Source organism: Burkholderia stagnalis, assembly GCF_902830275.1.
GTDB classification, from domain to species: domain Bacteria; phylum Pseudomonadota; class Gammaproteobacteria; order Burkholderiales; family Burkholderiaceae; genus Burkholderia; species Burkholderia stagnalis.
In genome coordinates this window covers 12,087-29,227 of the sequence record NZ_CADESW010000011.1, presented here as the reverse complement: position 1 = coordinate 29,227, position 17,141 = coordinate 12,087, and the positions used below count along the sequence as shown (strand labels likewise).

The following is a 17,141-nucleotide window of genomic DNA, read 5'->3' as shown; positions in this document are numbered from 1 at the left end:
CCTGCGGCGTGGCCGGCGCTTCGACAGCGTAGCGCCGCTCGGGCGTCCGTGCGCGCCGGGGCGAGGCCGTGCGCTTCGCACGCGGCGCTGCGGGCTGCACAACCGGCGCGCAAGCGGGCGGGCATAATGCGCGAGGCCGGTGCGGCTGCTCGCGCATCGCGCACCGCCCCCGTATCGAATCCCGAACTTCAACCCGTCAATCCCATGCAAGTACTCATCGTTGGAACCGGCAAGCTGGCCACTGAGTTGCTCGGCTCGCACCAGCTCGACCCTGCAACGTGGCGCGTGATGCCGTGGTCGGACAGCGCGCGCAGCGATGTCCGGTCGATCGTCGTGCACGCCGGTTCCGGCCGGGAGCTTCCGGCCGCCATCGCGTTCTGCCAGGCCACCGCGTCGCCGCTCGTCGAACTGTCCACCGGCTCCGACCTCGAAACCGGGTCGCACGACTTTCCGGTCGTGCTCTGCCCGAACACGAACATCCTGATGCTCAAGTTCATGAGCATGCTGGAAACCAGCGGCCCGCTGTTTCGCGACTGCCGAATCAGCGTGACGGAGTCGCATCAGGCGGGCAAGACGTCCGTGCCCGGCACCGCGGTCGGCATTGCCCGGTCGCTCGGCGTGCAGCCGGACGCCATCCGCTCCGTGCGCGACCCCGACGTGCAGCGCGGCGAATGCGGGATCCCCGACGACCAGCTCGGCCGCCACGCGTATCACCGTATCCTCATCGAGGACGGCGCGTGCAGCCTGCAGCTCGAATCCCGCGTATACGGCGCGTCGCCCTACGCGGACGGCGTGTCGCGCATCGTCGAGGCTGTCCGGCGCCACGATCTCGACAACCGCCGCTATTCGATCGTCGAGTTCATCCGCAACGGCTGGCTGTAGCCGCGCCGCTGCCTTCACGCGCCCCCCAGCACCGCACCGCTCTCCGGCAAGGTCGCGCCGCCGTCGACGACGATCGTCTGCCCGGTGATGTACGCCGCATCCGCCGACGCGAGGAACAGCATTGCGCTCGCGATGTCCTCCGGCTCGCCCATCCGCGCGAGCGGAATGTCCCGCGCGATCTGCGCGGCGAGCGCGGCATCGCCAAGATTCGCCGCCGCCGGCGTGCGGATCATCCCGGGCTCGACGCCATTGACCGTCACGTTGCTGCGCGCCAGCTCCAGCGCCGCCGCCCGGATGAAGCCGTTCACCCCAGCTTTCGATGCCGCGTAGTGCGCGAGCCCCGGATACGCGACCCGCGGCCCCGTGACCGACGACGTGACGAGCAGCCGCCCCGCCCCCGCACGCACGAACGCCGGCAGCGCCGCCTGCGCGAGCCAGAACAGCGCGGACAGGTTCACAGACAGCGTCCGCTCGAGCAACGCCTCGTCGATCCGCGCGAACGGCGTCAGCGGAAAATACGCGGCGTTGTGGACGACGACGTCGAGCCGCCCGCCGTCCTGTTCGACCGCCGCGACGAGCGCCTGCAGCGCGTCGCGGTGTGCGGCATCGACGTGATAGGCGCGCGCCTGCCCGCCCGCGTCGACGATCGCCGCCGCCTGCGCCTGTGCTGCCTCGTCCTGCAGGTCGGCCAGCGCCACGAACGCGCCGGCCTGCGCGAAGCGCCGCGCGATTGCCGCGCCGATGCCCTGCGCGGCGCCCGTCACGAGCACGACGCGCCCGGCGAAATCCGCGCTCAGCCGGCCGCTGCCGGGCACGCCGCTCATCGCGCCGCTCCGTCGTCGAGCGGATGCACGGTGTCGTTCAGCACGCGCGCATGCGCGCCGATCGGGAAGTTCGACAGCGAGCCGAAGTCGCCGCCCTGGTAGCCGAAGATCTTGCCGTCCGTCTTGCACTGCGCGAGGTCGATCAGCACCACGCCGAGGGTCGGCACCACCTTCTCGCGCCACACGAACAGGTACAGCGCCTCCGCGATCCGGAAGGTGTGACAGCGATCCACGTCGGCCAGCCCGCGCTCCACGCCTTCCAGGCACTGCCACGCATAGAAGTTCTCGTTCAGGTAGATGTGCTCGTAGCATTCGGTCGGGCTGTAGCGATACATCGTCCGCTTGCCGATCAGCTCGCGGGTCGGCGCGTGCAGCGGCGCGGGGTGCGCGTGCGCGCCGAGCGTGCCGTGACGGAACGCGACGTCGACGCCGGTGAGCGGCAGCCCGCGCGCGACCCGCGTGAAGGCATCGATACGCGTATCGGCTTCGGTCGGCAGCGTGCCCGTGACCGATGTCCACACGCCGCCGTCGAGATCGATCACGAGGCTCACCGACGTCGCGCGCGCCGCTGAATCGACGTAGTCGACGAAGAACAGCCCGTCGCGCAGCCGCGTCACGCGGCACGGCTCGCGGCCGCTCGCGCCGCTCGCCGCGTCGCGCCATTGCAGCGTGTGCTGCCCGAACGTGCAGACGCGCGATGCGCCCGATGCGTCGTCGAGCGTGAGCGTGTGCCCGTCGAGCGCGTCGACGGTTGCGAGGATGTTCGCATCGGGCGCGAAGCCGTCCGCGAGCGCGCCCACCTGGATGAATACCGGATCCTGTCGTTCCACCTGCCGTCTCCCGTGCAGCTTCAGGCCCGGCGGGCCATCTACGCTGCTTGTGCACATGGTGCGGGCAACGCGCGGCGCGCGGTATCGGCCAAACGGCTGAAGGGCGCGCGCCGCCGGAACGCGCTACAGTGCACCTGATCCGCGCCAGGGCCGGCGCGCGAGGAGCGTCCATGCATCGAGTCACCCATTACTCCCGCACCCGTGAAGGCGTCGAAGCGCTCGGCATCGATTCCGACCGCGCATTCCCGCGTCACGCGCATGACGAGTTCGGCGTCGGCGTGATCGTCGGCGGCGCGCACCGGTCGTGGAGCGGCCGTGGGCAGGTCGATGCGCTGGCCGGCGACGCGATCATGGTCAACCCCGGCGAAATGCACGACGGCGCGCCGCTCGGCAGCGGCCTGCGCAGGCAGTGGCGGATGCTGTATCTCGCGCCGGCGCTCGTCATGCGCGTCGCCGAGGAGGAAGGGCTCGGCGGCGTCGTACTCGCGCATCCGGCCGTGCGCGACGCACGGCTGAGCACCGCCGTGAGCCGGCTGTACGCACGCATCGTCGTCGGCGGCGACGACGCATCGCTCGCGCGCGACGAGGCGCTCGTGACGCTCGTCGCGGGGCTGCTCGCGCGGCATGCGAGCCGCCCGCTGCCGCCGGCCGGCGTCGCGCCCGCGATCCGGGCGGCGCGCGAGCGGCTCGACGCGGCGCCCGCCGCGCCGGTGTCGCTCGCGGAGCTGGCGAGCCTGAGCGGCGTCAGCCGCTTCCAGCTGCTGCGCGGCTTCGCACGCGAACTCGGCATCACGCCGCATGCCTACCTGATCCAGTCGCGCACGCGCGTGGCCCGGGCGCTGCTCGCGCGTGGCCGGCCGATCGCGGACGCCGCCGCCGAAGCCGGGTTCGCCGATCAGAGCCACCTGACGCGGGCGTTCGCGCGCCAGTTCGGCATCACACCGGGGCAGTTCGCGCACGCGATGCGATAGGCGATAGGCGATAGGCGATAGGCGACAGGCGATAGGCGATAGGCTGTAGGCGATAGGCGGAACGACGCGTGTCGCTTCGCAGCGCCATCGCACCGCCTCCCGTTTCGCCCGTACAAAAAAACGCGCTGCAATTTCGTTCAAGACGCCCGCTGCCAAGCCGCGCGACGATGCGGCGCATGAAAACACGACTGATTGGCTACCTCTATCTCGCCGCCGCGATGACGGGCGTCGGCAGCACCGTCATCGCGAGCCGCCTCGCCGCCGGCGGCTTGCCGCCATTCACCGCGACCGCGCTGCGCTTCCTGATCGCGACGCCGCTGCTGTTCGCACTGATGCGCGCGCAGCGGTTGCGCTGGCCGCGCGTGTCGCGGCGCGACGCCGCGCTGCTCGTCGTGCAGGCGGCGGCGGGCGGCGTCGGCTACACGGTGCTGCTGATCAGCGGCACGCGGCTGTCGTCGCCGCTCGACGCGGGCGTGATGCTCGGCACGCTGCCGGCGATGTCCACCCTGATCGCGGCCGTCCTGCTGCGCGAACGGCAGACGCCGCGCGACTGCGCCGCCGCCGCGCTCGCGACGTCCGGCGTGCTGCTCGTCACGTTCACGCCGGGCCACGCGGCGCCGTCGATGCAAACGCTCGCCGGCGACGCACTGGTGCTGGCCGCCGTCGCGTGCGAAGCGGTCTTCATCCTGCTGAACCGGCGGCTCGCGACGCCGCTCGCGCCGCTTGCGCTGTCGACCGCGATGTCCGGCCTCGGCTTCGTGCTCGCGCTCGTGCCGGCCGCATTCGAATGGCGCGCGGCCGCGGCCGGCTGGACCACCGGCGCCGTCGCGGCGATCGTCTACTACGCGCTGGTGCCGACCGTCCTCGGCTATCTGTGCTGGTACGCCGGGTCCGCGCGCACGAGCGGCACGGAAGCGGCGCTGTTCACCGCGATCGCGCCGGTGTCGGCGGTGCTGTTCGCGGTGACGCTGTTCGGCGAGGCGCTGAACGCGACGCGGCTCGCGGGCATCGCGCTGGTCGTCGCGGGCATGCTGGTGGGCGCGATGCGGCGGCGGGCCGCAGCCGCGCATGCGCCGGACGCGCAATCGGCGTGAACGCCGCGCACGCCGCCCGTGCACGCGCGTCGCATGAAGGCTCGGCATTCAAGCCCGCGCCGCGCCAATCACGACGCGATTCCGCATGCACTGAAGGAATGTGTCCGCGCGGCGCGAAACCATTGCGCGCGCTCCCGCGAGGTGCAATATTCGCGTCTCCGGGCGCCTCGCCATTCCGACAACCGCTCATGAACAAGACCGAAGCCAAAACAAGCATCGCGGCCATGCTGTCGGCAGGCTCGAAAAAGAGCGACGTGCTGGCCGCGCTATCCGGCCAGGGCGTCAAGGATCGCGTGCTGGCCAACCTGATCGCGTCCCGCCCCGACCCCGAGCGCTGCCGGCAGAACAAACTGCACGTCCGCCTCCTGATCGCGCTTGGCATCCTTCAGTTGCTGTACTGCCTGTGGGTGGCCTACACCCTCGCCGCCGATGCCGCATCGAACGGCCCGCCGAGCACGGCCAGCGTGGTCGTCATCGGGCTGTTCCTCGCCGTGACCGTGCCGCTGTCGCTGCTGTTCATCTGGGGGTTCGCGACGTACCGGGTCACCATCTATCACGCGTACATCGCACTGTCGATCGCGCAGATGCCGAAGCTGATCGAGCGTCTCGCGACGGATCCCGGCGATGCGCTGAAGGGCCTGGCGATCTCGATCGCGCTCGTCGTGTACGTCTATTTCGTGCGCAACCGGCTGTTTCCCGATTACGTGTGGTTCTGGCCGCGCAAGGCGCAAGGCCGCTATGTGTTCGCGGAGCGCGGCTGACGCGCCAGGCAAAAAGCGCCGTGCCGCCCCGCGATCGCGGGAGCGGCACGGCGCTCGTCATGTCCGGGTGCGGCGGGCGGCCTACTTCGCCTTTTCCGCGGTATCGCTGATCGCCTGCCCGCCCTTCGAGATGTCCTGTCCCACGCCGGCAACCGTATTGCAGCCGGCCAGCGCGGCGGTCGCGATCAGCAGCATTGCAGCAATCGTACGCATCATTCTCCCTCTCCTTCGAGTCAATGAGCCCGGGCGGCGGGCCGGTCGTCAATCGTCTGCGGCACGGCGGCCTGCGAGCGCAGGCCGCGGGGCCTGACCTGATTATACGAAGCTGCCCGGCTTGCGCCAGCCCGGCCCGTTCGCACTGCCAACGCAAGTTTCCCTTGACTTCGGCCGGCCTCGAACTAATATACGCACCGCGTATATTTTCCAGCGAGGTGCCGCCGATGACCGTTCCCCAGCAAGCCTTCCTCCGCGACGCGATGCGCCGCCTCAACATGACCCGCGAAGCGTTCGCCAGCCGCATCGGCGTCAGCCGCCGCGCCCTCGACACGTGGCTGCTGCCGGACGATTCCCAGGAGTCGCGCGGGATGCCGGAGATCGTCGAGCGCTTCGTGTCGGAGATCGTCGACCGCTCCCCGCCAGAAGGCAGCGACTATACGCAAAGCGTAGACAATCAAGGGCTGGCGAAGCAGTTCCTGTTCGAAGGCAAGCCGCAGCTGCTGTCGGTCGACCAGTTCTCGCGGGATTCGGTGGAGGCGCTGTTTCGCGTGGCTGACGTGATGCAGCCGATCGCGCGCCGCCGCAAGATCTCGCGCGTGCTCGAAGGCGCGGTGCTCGGCAACCTGTTCTTCGAGGCCAGCACGCGCACCCGCGTGTCGTTCGGCGCGGCGTTCTGCCGGCTCGGCGGCTCGGTGTGCGACACGACCGGCTTCACGTTCTCGTCGATGGCGAAGGGCGAATCGATCTACGACACGAGCCGCGTGATGTCCGGCTACGTCGACGCGCTGGTGATCCGCCATCCGGAGCAAGGCTCGGTGGCCGAATTCGCGCGCGCGACCAACCTGCCGGTGATCAACGGCGGCGACGGCCCCGGCGAGCACCCGAGCCAGGCGCTGCTCGACCTGTACACGATCCAGCGGGAATTCTCGCGGCTCGGCAAGATCGTCGACGGCGCGCACATCGCGCTCGTCGGCGACCTCAAGTACGGCCGCACCGTGCATTCGCTCGTCAAGCTGCTCGCGCTGTACCGCGGCCTCAAGTTCACGCTCGTGTCGCCGCCGACGCTCGAGATGCCCGCGTACATCGTCGACCAGATCTCGAAGAACGGCCACGTGATCGAGCAGACGCACGATCTCGCGGCTGGGCTGGCGGGCGCGGACGTCGTCTATGCGACGCGCATCCAGAAGGAGCGCTTCGCCGACGAGTCGTTCGAAGGCTACACGCCGGATTTCCAGATCAACCAGGCGCTCGTCGACACCGTCTGCGGGCCCGACACGCTGATCATGCACCCGCTGCCGCGCGACAGCCGGCCCGGCGCGAACGACCTGTCGGTCGACCTGAACCGCGACCCGCGCCTCGCGATCTTCCGGCAGACGGACAACGGGATTCCGGTGCGGATGGCGATCTTCGCGGTGCTGCTCGGCGTGGAGAACCTCGTGCAGCATTCGATGCGCGACGCGACGTGGCGTCCGCCCGCGTACCTCGGGCCGGAAGATGCGGTGTTTCACGGGATCGACTGAACGAAACGGGCGGCACGGCGGCGCACCGGACGGACGCCGCCGCCACCACCGCCGCCGCGAAGGATCAACCCTCCCGGCAGCCCATTCAATCGTCAGGCAAAATGCGGGCGCGACTTACGTATCGCTTGCGGCGCACGCCGCCCCGCCTTTTTCGATTCCGTCCACATGAAACTCAAAACCGCGATGACGCTCGCGCTGCTGCTGGCCCCGTGCCTGGCCAGCGCGGGCAAGGTCGATTCGAGCTGCACGTACAAGGGCATTCCCCTGAAAGGCAGGGTGCAGGTCGTAACCATCGCCCCCAAGCTCAGGGTTCAAGTCGTGACGATCGCCCCCGATCTGCAGGTCGAACGTGTCAGGATTGCGCCGAACAGCTGCGGCCGGTGGGAGTTTGTCACTATCGCACCCGATTTCACAATCGAGTACGTCACCATTGCCCCTGATATCAAAGTGCAGTGGACCACCATCGCCCCGGGCGTACGACCGTAACGTCTCCCCCACCACCATTGCAGCCCCCCCGAGTTCACTCGCCCCCCGTTCAACCACCCCGCAACATTTTTCAACACTCTTCCAACAACACAAACAAGAACGCTTCTCATTCCGTCTGAAATTACATAGAATGCCAGCCGAAAACAAATCGTAATAATTCCCGGCGGCATTCATGCTTTTTGAGCGATCGCCTCCGGGGCCACACCAGATGAGGTCGAAGCACCGATGAAGTTCCGCCCTGACGAATTGAAGCTCGGAAAATTCACGACCCTGTGCGGCGTGCTCGCGGCCGGCCCGGCGTTCGCCGACGGCGCGCCGCCGCCCGCACCGCCCGGCACCGACGGCCATCTCGCGCCGATCGAGATCAAGGGCAAGACCGAGCACAGCTACAAGGCCGACTTCTCCGCTTCCACGAAATTCACCGCGCCGCTCGTCGACACGCCGAAATCCGTCACGGTGATCCCGCAGGAACTGATCCGCAACAGCGGCGCGGCCACGCTGACCGAAGCGCTGCGCACCGTGCCCGGCATCACGTTCGGCGCGGGCGAAGGCGGCAACCCGCTCGGCGACCGGCCGTTCATCCGCGGCTACGACTCGCAGGGCAGCATGTTCGTCGACGGGATGCGCGACACCGGCGCAACCACCCGCGAGATCTTCAACACCGAACGCGTCGAGATCACCAAGGGCTCGGACGGCGCATACGGCGGGCGCGGCGGCGCGGGCGGCAGCATCAACCTGATCACGAAGGCGCCGCACCTCGGCACGACGGCCGAAGCCAGCGCGGGCGCCGGCACCGACCGCTACCGCCGCTTCACCGCCGACGGCAACTGGCAGTTCGCCGACCATGCCGCGTTCCGGCTGAACCTGATGAGCCACAACAACGACGTCGCGGGCCGCGACGCCGTCAACAACGAACGCTGGGGCGTCGCGCCGTCGATCGCATTCGGGCTCGGCACGCCGACCCGCGTGACCGCGAGCTACTACCACCTGTCCACCGACGACCTGCCCGACAGCGGCATCCCGTACGTCTACGGCTTCAACATCCCGAAGGGCGTCACCGACGGCCCGGCGAACGTCGACCGCCACAACTTCTACGGCCTGCGCGACCGCGATTTCCGCAAGACGACGTCGGACATCAGCACGCTGAAGATCGAGCACGACATCACGCCGTCGCTGACGATCCGCAACACCACGCGCTACACGGAATCGACGCAGGACTACATCTGGACGCAGCCGGACGACAGCTCGGGCAACGTGATCAACGGCAAGGTCTGGCGCCGCAACAACAACCGCAACAGCTCGATCAACAGCATCGCGAACCTGACCGAGCTGTTCGGCGAATTCCGCACCGGCCCGTTCAAGCACAGCTTCACGACCGGCATCGAGCTCACGCGCGAATGGGGCAAGCGCGACACGTACACCGTCGCGACCGGCACCGGCAAGATCTGCCAGAACGGCATCGGCGCGGCGTCGGGCTACAACTGCACGAGCCTGTGGTCGCCGAACCCGAACGACCCGTGGGCCGGCTCGATCACCCGCGACAACGATTACGCGCACGCGCGCACCGTCACGAAGTCGATCTACGGCTTCGACACGATCGAGCTCACGCCGCGCTGGCAGGTGAACGCGGGGCTGCGCGTCGACGACTACTCGACGCGCTTCACCGACACCCGCGCCAAGGGCGGCAAGACCACCACCCGCGACGACACGCTCGTGAACTGGCAGGCCGGCCTCGTGTTCAAGCCGGCGCAGAACGGCAGCATCTACGCGTCGTACGCGACGTCGTCGACGCCGGCCGGCATGCTGCTCGGCGAAGGCAGCGAAACGCAGTCGCTGACGCCCGGCCGCGGCGGCGTCGGCTCGAACGCCGACCAGCTCGCCCCCGAGAAGAACCGCAGCATCGAGCTCGGCACCAAGTGGAACGTGCTGAACGACAAGCTCGCGCTCACCGCCGCGCTGTTCCAGATCGACACGACGAACGCACGCGTGACGCTGCCGAACAACCAGTACGCGATGGTCGGCAACAAGCGCGTGCAGGGCCTCGAACTCGGCGTCGCGGGGCAGATCACGAAGCAGTGGCAGGTGTTCGGCGGCTACACGTACATGAAGAGCGAGCTGCGCGACAACGGCAAGGACACCGCGAACAACGGCAACCGCTTCCCGAACACGCCGAAGCACAGCCTCACGATGTGGTCGAACTATGACGTGACGCCGAAGTTCACCGTCGGCGGCGGCGCGTTCTACATGTCGGAAGTGTTCGGCGACCCGGCGAACCAGCGCGCGGTGCCGTCGTACTGGCGCTTCGACGCGATGGCGCAATACCGGATCAACAAGAAGCTCGACCTGCAGCTGAACGTGAACAACCTGTTCAACCGCACGTACTTCGATCAGGCGTATCCGGCGCACTACGCGTCGATCGCGCCGGGCCGCTCGGCGTTCGTCACGCTGAACGCGCGCTACTGATCGATGGAGGCCGTGTCGCTGAAGGCGCTCGCGTCGGTGTCGCCGCGCGAGTTCGCCGAGATCCTGGCCGGGCCGCCCGAGCGCGCCGCCGCGTGGGTCGCGGCGGCGGCCGAAAACGGCATCGTCGACGCGCAGGCCGTGTACGGGCAGTACCTGCTCGACGGCCACGGCGTTGCGCGCGACCCTGCGGCCGCGTTCACGTGGTTCCGGCATGCCGCGCAGGCCGATCATCCGATGGCGATGAACATGCTCGGCCGTTGCTACGAGTTCGGCTGGGGCACCGCCGCGTGCGCGCCGGTGGCCGTCTACTGGTACCGGCTCGCCGCGCAGGCGGGGCTCGACTGGGGCATGTACAACTACGCGACCGCGCTCGCGCTCGGCAACGGCGTCGACGAGGACCGCGAAGCGGCGCTCGACTGGTTCCGGCGCGCGGCCGCGCTCGGTCACGCGAAGTCGATCAACCTGATCGGCGGGTTCTACGAGGACGGCTGGGTCGTGCCCGCCGACGCCGAGCTCGCGTTCGATCACTACCGCCGCGCCGCCATGGCCGGCGATTTCCGCGGCCAGTTCAACCATGCGCGGCTGCTCGCCGAGCGCGGCCGCATCGACGAAGCGCTCGCGTGGCTCGCGCGCGTGCCGGCCACCGCGACGCCGGCATTCGTCGCAAAAATGCGCGCGTATCTCGCCGCGTCGCCGATCGATGCGTTTCGCGCGGCGGCGGCGCGGCTGCCCGTTCAGAATCCGGAATTCACGTCATGATGCTGCACATTCCCGGGGTGCTGACCCGGGCGCAGGTCGCGCAATGCCGCGAGCTGCTCGACCAGGCCGAATGGACCGACGGCAATGCGACGTCGGGCGCGCAGTCCGCGCTCGCGAAGCGCAACCGCCAGTTGCCGGAGGGCTCGCCCGCCGCGCGCGCGGTGGGCGACGCGATCCAGGATGCGCTGGCGCGCAATGCGCTGTTCTTTTCGGCGGCGCTGCCGCTCAAGGTGTTCCCGCCGCTGTTCAATCGCTACGAAGGCGGCGACGCGTTCGGCACGCACGTCGACAACGCGATCCGCCTGCTGCGCGGCACGGATTTCCGCGTGCGCAGCGATCTGTCGGCGACGCTGTTTCTCGAGGAGCCCGATGCGTACGACGGCGGCGAGCTGTGCATCGAGGATACGTACGGCGTGCATCGCGCGAAGCTGCCGGCCGGCGATCTCGTGCTGTATCCGGCATCGAGCCTGCATCACGTGACGCCCGTCACGCGCGGCGCGCGCGTTGCGTCGTTCTTCTGGATCCAGAGCATGGTGCGTGATGATGGCGATCGTACGCTGCTGTTCCAGCTCGATACGCAGATTCAGGCGCTGTCGGCGGAGAAAGGGGCGAAGGATGCGATGGTGATTGCGTTGACGGGGGTTTATCACAACCTGTTGAGGAAGTGGGCGGATGCGTGATGGCGGGCGCATCCCGCCCGGCCGAACGATCGGCCGCACGCACCCTCATCATCCATTGAATCGATATCGGTATTCCAAACATCCATTGGATTAATTCTTAACCGGGTGCGAAAGTATTCGCTCGTCAACCTCGCGCCATCACGCAATGTCCGCTACCGACCTGCAGCCCCTCAGCGCCCCGCACCAGGATGGCTTGCCGACGAGACAAAGGATGGCGGCGCTGATTGCCATTTCACTTGCGGTCGCCATGGCCAACCTCGATACGGCCATCACCAATACGGCCCTGCCGACCATCGCGACCAGCATCGGCGCCGATCCATCTTCCGTGATCTGGGTGGTCAACGCCTATCAACTGGCAATGATCGCGACACTGCTTCCGTTCGCATCCCTGGGCGAGATAGCCGGGCATCGGCTCATCTATATCGCCGGACTTGCCCTGTTCACGTTGAGTTCGCTTGCCTGCGGCCTCGCATGGTCGCTCCCGTCGCTCGCAACGGCACGCGCGCTGCAAGGTGTCGGAGCGGCCGCCATCATGAGCGTCAACACCGCGCTCATTCGGTTTTCCTATCCGGCCAAACTGCTTGGACGCGGCGTGGGATTGAACGCGCTTGTCGTTGCCGTTTCGTTCACGGTCGGCCCGACCGTGGCATCGGCCATCCTGTCCATTGCGTCGTGGCACTGGCTGTTCCTGGTCAACGTGCCGGTCGGCTTGCTTTCGATCGCGATGGCGGCCGGCACCTTACCGGTCACTCATCGCGCGCGGCATGGCTTCGACATGGTCGCCGCATTGCTTTGCGCCGCTTTTTTTGCACTCCTCATACTCGGACTTGGAACGATCTCGCATGATGGCATGACGACGTCCATCATGGCCGAATGGATCATCGCGGCCATCTGCGGCTATGCGCTGCTGAAACGCCAGGCACGGCACCCGGCGCCGATGCTGGCAGTCGATCTGTTCCGTCGCCCCGTCTTCTCCTTGTCCGCGATCACGTCGGTCTGCTCATTCTCGACGCAGGGCCTTGCCTTCGTGTCGTTGCCGTTTTTCCTGCAGGCCGGTCTCGGGAACAGCCAGGTCGCGACAGGCTTCCTGATGACGCCGTGGCCAGCCGTCGTGGCAATCATGGCGCCGCTCGCCGGGCGTCTTGCCGATCGCTATCCGGCAGGCATTCTCGGCACGATCGGCCTCTTCACGTTATCCATCGGCATGGCATCGCTGGCCACGCTGCCGACGTCGCCGTCGACGATCGAAATTGCCTGGCGCATGGTGTTGTGCGGCGCCGGATTCGGCTTCTTCCAGGCGCCCAATCTCAAGGCGCTGATGGGAAGCGCACCGCCCGAGCGCAGCGGCGGGGCCAGCGGCATTGTCGCAACGGCGCGCCTGCTGGGGCAGACGCTGGGTGCCGCGCTGGTTGCCCTGTGCTTTCACGTCGCGGGGGCAGACGGTCCGATCGCCGCGTTGTGGGCAGGCAGCGCTTTCGCACTGACGGGCACCGTGGTCAGTTGCCTTCGATTGCTGCCGTACCGACCACACGCGTAACGCGAGACGCTCGGCCAGGTCGACGTCACGGCCGAAACGGCGCCACGCATCGCAAGGGCCGCGGCCCCCTCCGTACGACGAACCATTCACTGCCAAGGAACACCATGAAGACGCAGCACCGCATTCGCAGCTTTGCCGATCTGGAATACGTTTCCCGCAGTTGCAAGCATGTTCTGACCTTATTCAGCGGCGGCGTCGACAGCAGTTATGTGCTGATGGAACTGGCAAGACATCGGGGTTGCGAGGTAACCGCGCTGACCGTCGACCTCGGCGACGGCGTCAATCGGGATGATCTCGCGATGATCGCGTCGCATTTCGGCGCCAGGTCGCTGGTCATCGACGGGCGCCACGCCTTTGCCCGTGATGCGGTGCTGCCAGCATTACGCTGCAATGCGCAGTACATGGCGATGTACCCCATCAGTTCGTCGTTGTCGCGGCCGGTCATTTGTCGCATCGCGGTCGATCAGGCCACCCTGCTCGAATGCGATGCAATCGTACACACGGCCAACCAGTCACAGAACAGCCTGCGTCGGCTGAACGGCGCGCTGCATCAGTTGGGATTCGGCGGGTTTCACGGAAGTCCGTACGAATACTCGGCCCTGACACGGCAAGAGAAAATCGACGCGCTGCGCCGCTCCGGGCTCACCGCGTTCCAGGCTCGCGGAACGAGCGGTGACGCCAATCTCTGGTGCCGCGAATTCGAGTCCGGATCGCTCGACAATCCCGAGGCCTTCCACGTCCCCGAAGAACTCTTTACCTGGACCGCGCGACGAACGCGCGTCATTCCGCGGTGCACGATTTCCATCCGCTTCGACAAAGGCACGCCGGTGGCGATCGACGACACCGAACTTCCGTTGATAGAACTGATCGCTCGGCTGAACGATCGTATCGGCTCCTACGGCATCGGACGCTATTGCGGCCTGGAGCATCTGGATGATGGCGAGAAGGTGCTGGAAGTTCGCGAGGCGCCGGCCGCGTACGTACTGATGAATGCATACCGCCATCTCGAAATGGCGACGCTCGATCCCGAACTGCTGCGAGAAAAGCTGTCGCTGGAGCAGATCTGGGTTCGCGAGGCGATCGAGGGACGGTGGTTTTCCGACCTGCGACGCACGATCGATCAATTCATCGCCCATCAGGCCAGCGCCGTCACCGGCATCGTGAAGTACGCGCTGCGCGAAGGAGCGGCCGACGTATGCGCCATCCGCGCGGCCAAACCACGCTACCTGACCGATCGCGACAGTTGGGAGAAACAGGCCGCACGCGTTCGCGGCGCACGCAGCTTGCGCGAGCTGCACGATATCGCGTCGCTCGAAGCCGCGCCCGTGTGCGCGGAACACCGTCCGGGTGAACTGGAGAGCGCCTGAAAGACCGCTGAAGGACCGCCTGATTCAACCGCGGACACCGAGAATTTCAGCCTGTTGGAGGCGCGACCTGTCATGGTCCGCGGAACAGAACATTCATCTTCATCGGCCTGCCTGGAATTGGCCATGAGAGGCCGGGAAGGCTGCATCGGAATCCATCGCGCGTTCGGGATCGATCGAAACTTCGGCATTCCGCAGCAAGAACGGGCGGACGCTGCCGTTTTTCGCGTCCGCGACATGAGGACGATCGTCTCGCTAGAACAAGGCATTTCGTGTCCGTCCGATGTCGCCATTGCATGTCAGATCGAGATATGTGTCGTTGTCGGCAAATCCACGCGCCGCCGTCCCGTTTCGCGGACGCATCCGCATATTTCGGCATACGGTGTTGCCGTGAATTTCGTCACCCCCATCTCGGAAGGCATGCCCGGCGCGTACGGATGCGCACCGATGATTCGCCGAACGATCTGCGGCACGCTCGTTCCTGCGTCCGACTTCGAATGCGAGAACAATTTGCTGTGGCTGGATCTGAACAATCGACCGTCTTTCGAAGCGACGCTGGAGGAAATGACGTGGCCGATATCGGAAATCGTCTGTCGAATCGCCCGTCAGTTCCCGATGAGACAGGGAGATCTCGTCTTTACCGGCCCCACTCAACCCGCCCTGTCCGTCCGGCCCAACGACGTACTACGTGGCGGCGTGGAAGGCTTGTCGCGGTTCTGCCTGCACATAGGCCGCGCCGCACGTGGCCCGAACGTGCAGATCGCGAGCGCCGCGGCAACCGACGTGGCGACGCGATCCGGTCGAGCGCGCTGAAGCGGCCGGCGCGAATCGCATCTTTCCCAGGGCTTGCCAGGTGCGACGCACATGACATCGCCCGCAGGCCCTGGCCGCGCACGCATCGCGGATTTATCGCATCACGAACGGATTGTCGGGGCTGGCCGCGCCCGAATAGATCCACGTGGTCTTGGTCTGCAGGTATTCCTTGATCATCTCGTACCCGCTCTCGCGACCGATACCGCTCTGCTTGTAACCGCCAAACGGGGCAAGATAGCTAACCGCGCGATAAGAATTGACCCACACCGTACCGGCCTCGAGTTGCCTCGACATGCGCAGCGCCGTTCCCATGTCCGTCGTCCAGACGCCGGCGGCCAGGCCATACGGACTGTCGTTCGCGATGGCAACCGCGTCTTCCTCGGTCTTGAACGGAATCACGGCAAGCACGGGGCCGAAGACTTCCTGTCGCGCAATCCGCATGTCGTTGGAAACATCGCAAAAGATCGTGGGCTCGATGAACAAGCCATGCTTCGCATCGCCCTCCGTGAAGGGGCGACCGCCCAGCACGAGCCTGGCGCCGTCGGCACGCCCCATCTCGATGCAGGAAAGCACGCGATCATACTGCGGCCGATTGGCAATGGGGCCGATCTGTGTCGCATCGTCCATGGGATTGCCAAGCACGGCGGACCTGCTTGCCTCCACCAGTCGCCGGGTAAATTCATCGTAGATCGGCTCCTGAAGCAGCAGACGCGATCCAGCCATGCAGGTTTGTCCGCCCGCTGCAAAGATTCCCGAGATTGCCCCGGCAATCGCCTGCTCCGCATTGGCATCGGCAAAGACGATGTTCGGCGATTTTCCTCCCAGTTCCATCGTCACGTACTTGAAATCCTTCGCAGCCTGCTCGTTGACTCTGCGCCCCGTTGAATCGGATCCGGTGAACGCGATCTTGGCGACCCGACGATCACTTGTCAGCGCGTCGCCGATCTCGGATCCATAGCCGGAAACGACGTTGATTACGCCGGGTGGAAATCCGGCCTGCTCGAACAGGGCCGCAAACTCCAGCGTCGACGCAGTCGCGTGCTCGGACGGCTTGATCACGAACGTATTGCCGGCCGCCAAGCCCGGCGCCAGTTTCCAGGCCAGCAGGAGAAGCGGAGAATTCCACGCGGTAATGGCCAGAACCACGCCGAGCGGCTCGTACCGCGTAAACGCCAGATAGTCCGGCTTGTCGATCGGGAGCACGCTGCCCTCGATCTTGTCGGCCAGCCCGCCGTAGTAGTGGTACCACTCGGGGATGTACCGAAGCTGACCGCGCATTTCGGTGATCAGCTTGCCGTTGTCCGCTACCTCGATGCGAGCCAGCGCTTCGGCATTTTCCTTGATGAGATCGGCGAGCCGGCGCAGCAATGCACCCCGTTGACTCGCGTTGAGCGACGACCACGCACTGCTCCGGAATGCGCGACTGGCCGCATCGATCGCGCCCTTCGCGTCATGCTCGTTGCTTCGCGGAATCTCGCACCAGTTCTCCCCCGTATACGGATTGACGCTGGGAAGCCATGCGTTCGAATCGGGACTGACGAATACACCGTCGATGTAGTTCAGATAACGTTTCATGCGTGGATTAACAGAGAGTCTCGCCGACCTGCGAGTCTGTGAACGGGCTTCCTTCGGTTGGCCGCCTACTTGTCAAAGGAAGTGATGCGTGAAATAGCGATACATCATGATGGCGGGTAGTCCAGTTCCACTACTCCATTGAAACCGGATTGATTGAACCACTTGGCGGACGCCATCCCCGCCGGTTCCCAAAATTGCACCAACCGGGTGCGCAATTAATTCATGATCCAAGTGGAATAGAGATCGCGCATGCGGTCATTCATTGACAATATAACCGCACGCACTCATCACAAGCACGGTGCCCGGAATTCTCGGCAAACGAAAAGCATCGAAAGCGGGATTCAAGATTGCGGCTTTTTTGGGTCT

At 66.4% G+C, this 17,141-nt stretch carries 16 protein-coding genes; 12 read left to right on the top strand and 4 right to left on the bottom strand.

All coding sequences use genetic code 11. From position 1 onward, the window contains the following. Positions 1-204: 204 nt before the first annotated feature. Positions 205-882 carry a dihydrodipicolinate reductase C-terminal domain-containing protein gene (locus tag HWY45_RS19565; RefSeq protein WP_059804592.1) on the top strand — a complete coding sequence of 226 codons (678 nt, stop codon included), beginning with the start codon at positions 205-207 and terminating at the stop codon, positions 880-882. A 14-nt stretch (positions 883-896) separates the two neighbouring features. Here the strand turns inward: HWY45_RS19565 and HWY45_RS19560 are convergent, their stop codons facing one another. Continuing rightward, positions 897-1,706: an SDR family oxidoreductase gene (locus tag HWY45_RS19560; protein WP_059884046.1), complete on the bottom strand. Its 810-nt coding sequence runs from the start codon at positions 1,704-1,706 to the stop codon at positions 897-899. Beyond that, on the bottom strand, positions 1,703-2,536 hold the full coding sequence (locus HWY45_RS19555) for a molybdenum cofactor biosynthesis F family protein (RefSeq protein WP_059563009.1): 834 nt from the start codon (positions 2,534-2,536) through the stop codon (positions 1,703-1,705). Before HWY45_RS19555 ends, HWY45_RS19560 begins: the two co-directional genes overlap by 4 nt. Before the next feature lie 170 nt (positions 2,537-2,706). Here HWY45_RS19555 and HWY45_RS19550 point away from each other — a divergent pair, with 170 nt between their 5' ends. The 3 genes from HWY45_RS19550 (at position 2,707) to HWY45_RS19540 (ending at position 5,362) form a co-directional block, all read left to right on the top strand. Beyond that, positions 2,707-3,507: an AraC family transcriptional regulator gene (locus tag HWY45_RS19550; protein WP_059884045.1), complete on the top strand. Its 801-nt coding sequence runs from the start codon at positions 2,707-2,709 to the stop codon at positions 3,505-3,507. 176 nt (positions 3,508-3,683) lie between these two features. Continuing rightward, positions 3,684-4,601, top strand: coding sequence for a DMT family transporter (locus HWY45_RS19545; protein WP_059884174.1), 918 nt, complete (start codon positions 3,684-3,686; stop codon positions 4,599-4,601). A 188-nt stretch (positions 4,602-4,789) separates the two neighbouring features. Further along, complete coding sequence (locus tag HWY45_RS19540) at positions 4,790-5,362, top strand: hypothetical protein (RefSeq protein ID WP_059884044.1); 573 nt, start codon at positions 4,790-4,792, stop codon at positions 5,360-5,362. An 81-nt stretch (positions 5,363-5,443) separates the two neighbouring features. Here the strand turns inward: HWY45_RS19540 and HWY45_RS19535 are convergent, their stop codons facing one another. Beyond that, a complete protein-coding gene (locus HWY45_RS19535) occupies positions 5,444-5,578 on the bottom strand; it encodes an entericidin A/B family lipoprotein (RefSeq protein WP_059563012.1) in 135 nt (44 codons plus the stop codon). 224 nt (positions 5,579-5,802) lie between these two features. Between HWY45_RS19535 and HWY45_RS19530 the strand changes: the two genes are divergently transcribed. The 8 genes from HWY45_RS19530 to HWY45_RS19495 all read left to right on the top strand — a co-directional run bounded on the left by HWY45_RS19530 (position 5,803) and on the right by HWY45_RS19495 (position 15,200). Continuing rightward, positions 5,803-7,098 (top strand): aspartate carbamoyltransferase, encoded by a 1,296-nt coding sequence (locus HWY45_RS19530; RefSeq protein WP_059563013.1) that lies wholly within the window; start codon positions 5,803-5,805, stop codon positions 7,096-7,098. A gap of 165 nt (positions 7,099-7,263) precedes the next feature. After that, positions 7,264-7,584 (top strand): 7(1) septoil knot domain-containing protein, encoded by a 321-nt coding sequence (locus tag HWY45_RS19525; RefSeq protein WP_059884043.1) that lies wholly within the window; start codon positions 7,264-7,266, stop codon positions 7,582-7,584. Between the two features lie 225 nt (positions 7,585-7,809). Further along, the gene (locus HWY45_RS19520) at positions 7,810-10,047 is read left to right on the top strand and encodes a TonB-dependent receptor (RefSeq protein ID WP_059884042.1); all 2,238 of its coding nucleotides are present in this window, start codon (positions 7,810-7,812) and stop codon (positions 10,045-10,047) included. Between the two features lie 3 nt (positions 10,048-10,050). Continuing rightward, positions 10,051-10,806 carry a tetratricopeptide repeat protein gene (locus tag HWY45_RS19515; RefSeq protein WP_059563016.1) on the top strand — a complete coding sequence of 252 codons (756 nt, stop codon included), beginning with the start codon at positions 10,051-10,053 and terminating at the stop codon, positions 10,804-10,806. Further along, positions 10,803-11,486: a Fe2+-dependent dioxygenase gene (locus tag HWY45_RS19510; RefSeq protein WP_059563017.1), complete on the top strand. Its 684-nt coding sequence runs from the start codon at positions 10,803-10,805 to the stop codon at positions 11,484-11,486. The genes HWY45_RS19515 and HWY45_RS19510 overlap by 4 nt, the downstream gene beginning before the upstream one ends. 145 nt (positions 11,487-11,631) lie before the next feature. Continuing rightward, the gene (locus HWY45_RS19505) at positions 11,632-13,023 is read left to right on the top strand and encodes an MFS transporter (RefSeq protein WP_059884041.1); all 1,392 of its coding nucleotides are present in this window, start codon (positions 11,632-11,634) and stop codon (positions 13,021-13,023) included. A 104-nt stretch (positions 13,024-13,127) separates the two neighbouring features. Then, positions 13,128-14,390 (top strand): argininosuccinate synthase-related protein, encoded by a 1,263-nt coding sequence (locus tag HWY45_RS19500; protein ID WP_059884040.1) that lies wholly within the window; start codon positions 13,128-13,130, stop codon positions 14,388-14,390. 123 nt (positions 14,391-14,513) lie between these two features. Then, the gene (locus tag HWY45_RS19495) at positions 14,514-15,200 is read left to right on the top strand and encodes a fumarylacetoacetate hydrolase family protein (RefSeq protein WP_060046170.1); all 687 of its coding nucleotides are present in this window, start codon (positions 14,514-14,516) and stop codon (positions 15,198-15,200) included. Positions 15,201-15,293: 93 nt separating this feature from the next. Here HWY45_RS19495 and HWY45_RS19490 read toward each other — a convergent pair whose 3' ends face one another. Next, complete coding sequence (locus HWY45_RS19490; protein WP_059884039.1) at positions 15,294-16,775, bottom strand: aldehyde dehydrogenase; 1,482 nt, start codon at positions 16,773-16,775, stop codon at positions 15,294-15,296. Positions 16,776-17,141 lie beyond the last annotated feature (366 nt).

Bases quoted from the DNA above. Each gene is read 5' to 3' on its own strand.
- HWY45_RS19565 (WP_059804592.1), top strand. From the start codon at position 205: ATGCAAGTACTCATCGTTGGAACCGGCAAGCTGGCCACTGAGTTGCTC.
- HWY45_RS19560 (WP_059884046.1), bottom strand. From the start codon at position 1,706: ATGAGCGGCGTGCCCGGCAGCGGCCGGCTGAGCGCGGATTTCGCCGGG.
- HWY45_RS19550 (WP_059884045.1), top strand. From the start codon at position 2,707: ATGCATCGAGTCACCCATTACTCCCGCACCCGTGAAGGCGTCGAAGCG.
- HWY45_RS19545 (WP_059884174.1), top strand. From the start codon at position 3,684: ATGAAAACACGACTGATTGGCTACCTCTATCTCGCCGCCGCGATGACG.
- HWY45_RS19540 (WP_059884044.1), top strand. From the start codon at position 4,790: ATGAACAAGACCGAAGCCAAAACAAGCATCGCGGCCATGCTGTCGGCA.
- HWY45_RS19535 (WP_059563012.1), bottom strand. From the start codon at position 5,578: ATGATGCGTACGATTGCTGCAATGCTGCTGATCGCGACCGCCGCGCTG.
- HWY45_RS19530 (WP_059563013.1), top strand. From the start codon at position 5,803: ATGACCGTTCCCCAGCAAGCCTTCCTCCGCGACGCGATGCGCCGCCTC.
- HWY45_RS19525 (WP_059884043.1), top strand. From the start codon at position 7,264: ATGAAACTCAAAACCGCGATGACGCTCGCGCTGCTGCTGGCCCCGTGC.
- HWY45_RS19520 (WP_059884042.1), top strand. From the start codon at position 7,810: ATGAAGTTCCGCCCTGACGAATTGAAGCTCGGAAAATTCACGACCCTG.
- HWY45_RS19515 (WP_059563016.1), top strand. From the start codon at position 10,051: ATGGAGGCCGTGTCGCTGAAGGCGCTCGCGTCGGTGTCGCCGCGCGAG.
- HWY45_RS19510 (WP_059563017.1), top strand. From the start codon at position 10,803: ATGATGCTGCACATTCCCGGGGTGCTGACCCGGGCGCAGGTCGCGCAA.
- HWY45_RS19505 (WP_059884041.1), top strand. From the start codon at position 11,632: ATGTCCGCTACCGACCTGCAGCCCCTCAGCGCCCCGCACCAGGATGGC.
- HWY45_RS19500 (WP_059884040.1), top strand. From the start codon at position 13,128: ATGAAGACGCAGCACCGCATTCGCAGCTTTGCCGATCTGGAATACGTT.
- HWY45_RS19495 (WP_060046170.1), top strand. From the start codon at position 14,514: ATGAGAGGCCGGGAAGGCTGCATCGGAATCCATCGCGCGTTCGGGATC.
- HWY45_RS19490 (WP_059884039.1), bottom strand. From the start codon at position 16,775: ATGAAACGTTATCTGAACTACATCGACGGTGTATTCGTCAGTCCCGAT.